This window comes from Mucilaginibacter sp. (genome assembly GCF_036383575.1).
Taxonomy (GTDB): Bacteria; Bacteroidota; Bacteroidia; order Sphingobacteriales; family Sphingobacteriaceae; genus Mucilaginibacter.
Genome location: NZ_DASVOB010000013.1, coordinates 1 through 3,689 on the forward strand (window position 1 = coordinate 1; position 3,689 = coordinate 3,689).

At 43.4% G+C, this 3,689-nt stretch carries 1 protein-coding gene; it reads right to left on the minus strand.

Going from position 1 to position 3,689, the window contains the following annotated elements; genetic code table 11:
- Positions 1-250 precede the first annotated feature (250 nt).
- Positions 251-3,689: alpha-2-macroglobulin family protein (locus VF500_RS00435; RefSeq protein ID WP_330857788.1), on the minus strand; the 3,439-nt coding region annotated here is incomplete at its 5' end.

Here is a 3,689-nt window from a genome sequence, read left to right on the forward strand (position 1 = left end):
CTGCTTCTATCTCTTTTATTAGTTGCTCACGTAAATTGGCCGGAAGATGGCTGCGCTTGTCATCTCGCACTACCCGTAATATCTCCTCGTTTTCCTTTTTCATACACCTTTTTTAGTGTATAGTTTTTTCCGGACGAGTCATAAATATTGTCGACTAAATTTCAATTCACAGGCAGCACAATACCAAGGGCAGTCAATTTGATTTATGATACAGCCTCGTTATAGCGTACTTTACGTCAAGCTTATCATTCTATTTAAACACCACCCTGCTCCCCTCACTATGTGCATTAAATTCCGGTGCGTACATGCATTGGATACTGGTAATCCCTGTCGAAAAATTACCTGGTTGCGCAACCCGCAATTCGTATTCAAACACATAGCTGCCTTTGTTTAAATAGCTAATGAAAAAGTTGGTTGCTACATCTTTAGTTACCTGGTAATATGATAAGCCATCCTGGTATTTATATTCGGACAAAGCAGATACAGGCTCCGTACCCGCCGGACGAAGATCTTTAAGCTGCACATATTCATAATCACGACCGGCTTTTAAATACACCACCACTTTTAGCAGATCGCCGATTTTGGGCTGATGTGTTGCATCAACTGCCTGCAATACAGGGCCAGCATCTGTTTGTTTTTTGATGAAGTATTTGCGCTCCAGGTGAATATCCGTTTGCGATGACGTTATCTTATCCATCTGCTCCAGGTACTGCCAGTGCATTGCACCATAGCTAATGGACTTACCGTTATTTTTGATCTCTACCTTGCCTAATGACGGCTTTACCTGTTCATCAACCCAACCGGTTTTAATATAACCGGTACCGGCATCGGCTTTAATATCCGGCTTTAGTTCAGTAAGCGGTTTACTATCCAGCTTAATTTCGGATGTAGCGCCGCCTTGCAACCAGCTTTCCTGCTTTAACAACAGGGCATATACGGCGGCGGCGGTTGCCTTGGTGGTTTTCCAGTTGTTGGTTTGCTTATTGCGCATCAACCAGATCTTCATTTCCTCAACAGCCTTATCGTTGTTACCGGCCTCGGTAAATAGTTCGATCATTAAACTCTGCGTTTCAATTGGCGATTGGTACCAATAATAACCCACGATGTTTTTCCCCCAGTACATCCCCATCTCATCCGAAGTTTGAGCGGTTTCCTTCAGCGATTTGATGATAGCCTTTGCAACCAATGGTTTCCCGTTGCGCAGCATGGTAAGGGCTATCATCCCCTGTTCATAAATGCTTTGCGTTACCCACTGATCTTCGGCACGCTTGAGATAATTATTGGAGATAGATTTGAGTGCAGGCTCCATGGCTTTATCGGCATAATAACTCCGCACATACCACGCATGAACCTCATTATAACCAACATCTCTTGATTGATAGTTCTTCTGCTTTTTCGCTTCTTTATCCCCTGTAATCAGTTCATTATCCATATAATCCAGGGCTTTATCAGCAATCTCTTTTAAAGTTTTATCATTAGCCGTAGCTATCTTCAAGTGATAAAGCTGCCCGATTCCCTCCAAAACATGGCGGGTGATATAATCATCGGCATAAGTACCGCCAAACCACGGGAAAGCCCCGTTCGGCAATTGCTTTTGCTTCAGTTTATCCAGGTTGGCCTTCATTTCGTAGCTCATTTTATTGAGGTCGAACAATTGGGCTATCCTCTTCTTTTGTTCCGATTCGCTAAGGGCTTCCTGCAGCCATGGGGTTTCCTCAAGCAGGGTGGTTTTCAACTCCTGATTCTTTTCAAGGTTCGAGAGCAGTTCTTTGTTATCGCTATTTTTCCATTGATCAAATACCTGTTTGATAAGCGGCATTTTACTGATCAGATCTGTCGACAGGCTATTGGCATAGTAACGACTAAATAATTGTTCCGAACACTCATACGGAAACTCCATCATGTACGGGATTGCCTGCACCGCATACCAGGCCGGGTTTTGGCTATACTCCAGCGTAAGAGTTTTACTTTTCAGCGTAGTGCTGCCGTTGTTGAGCAACTTATCGAAATTGAAATTTTTGCTTTGGCCCGCCCGCACCATCATCGGCATACTTTCGGTAACCAGCAAGCGGTTTGGCAATACCGGAATGGTATTTTCTTCGCCATCGGTGTATTTACCGGCATCGGCGGTTAGGCGGTAAGTAAGCGCATCCAATCCGGACGGAATTACCAGTTTAAAAGAAACCGCTTTGGTTGCCGAAGCATTGATCTCAAATTTTTGTTGTGCCTCATCCTTGCTCATTAATAAAGAAACAGGCTGCATATTGATGCCGTTGAAGAGTTGTAATTCTACCTTCCCCTTCAATGGTTCTGTATTTAAATTAGCCAGTCGTGCTGATACGGTTACGGTATCCCCTTCACGCAAGAAACGGGGCATGTTGGCATTGATGCTCAATTGTTTTTGGGTAACAACCTCCGCCTCAGTATAACCTAACTGCAATTGCTTGTTATGAGCAAAAGCCCTGAACTTCCATTTGGTAAGCGCTTCAGGCATGGTGAACTCAATGAGTACCTGCCCCTTTTCATCTGTGCGAAGCTGGGGATAAAAGAAAGCGGTTTCATTAAAGTTTTTGCGGGTGGTAATTGGTTTCGGGTCAGACCGGAGTTCATCATAATGCATCCCAAGCGATTTATATTGCACTTCACGCATAACGTTACCGCCCTTGTATAATCCTTCGGCATCGCCCTTAACAACGGGGGCATTAAAACTAACAGCGTTAGTTAAACCATACAATTTTCCTTTTAACGCGCCGACTGCAGGAGGCGCATACTGTACCTGGTTTACATAACCGCTGCCTACTAACTCTAAACTTGTAACCGGAGGAGGAAACTTGATTGTAGAAGCGATGTACACGTAACCATTTTGTGGCGAATTAACGTATTTGATAGTGAAATACTGTTTGCTAAATACTAATATGGCATTTTGAGGCACTTTGATCTTGTAAAATCCAAATGAGTTGGACTTGGTGCTGATCTTGGTATTCTTAATGGCGATCTTTACATTATCCTGTGGTTTGCCGTCGGTGTCTAAAACCCTGCCGCTTACTATGTACCCATTTTTAACAAGCGCAGCATTCCTGATGTACAGGGCCTCGATCTGCTTATTCTTAGCCGATCCTTTTTTATATTCCTTTACTGATTCGATATAAGTATTATAACCATAATTATCGCCACCAAAATAACTGTAGCCAAACCAGTTAAGCGTTTCGTAATTAAAATTCAATCTATTCGTATCATAGTATGGCGCCTGATCAAAAGCAGATGTGCCGGTAGCCTGTACAAATTCATTAAAAGTTTCCCAGTTGAAATATTCCGGCGTGTAGCCATAGGTTGGCAATTGCTGATCCCAGGTTTGAGGCAGCGCAACGTCATCAAGTGAGGCATCGTACATGCCGGCCAACAGTTCGGCTTGTTCCTTTTCTTTACCCGGTGCAGATACCTGCACTTTCCATTGTTCCTTTTCGCCAGGCTGTAACTTATTTCTAAAAGTGAGGAAACGGATGTTTAATGCCGATGTAGTATCCTTTATTTTGATCTGCGTATAACTGCTGTATAAACGGTTATCGTTCAGCATTAAAAACTGCACTGCGAAGTTATTTTTCGCAGTTGCCGGTACAGCTATCTTTAAACTTTGCTGATGATCCTCGCCAACGGTAAGCCACTCCGACGATAGCATTTTAGCACCTTCG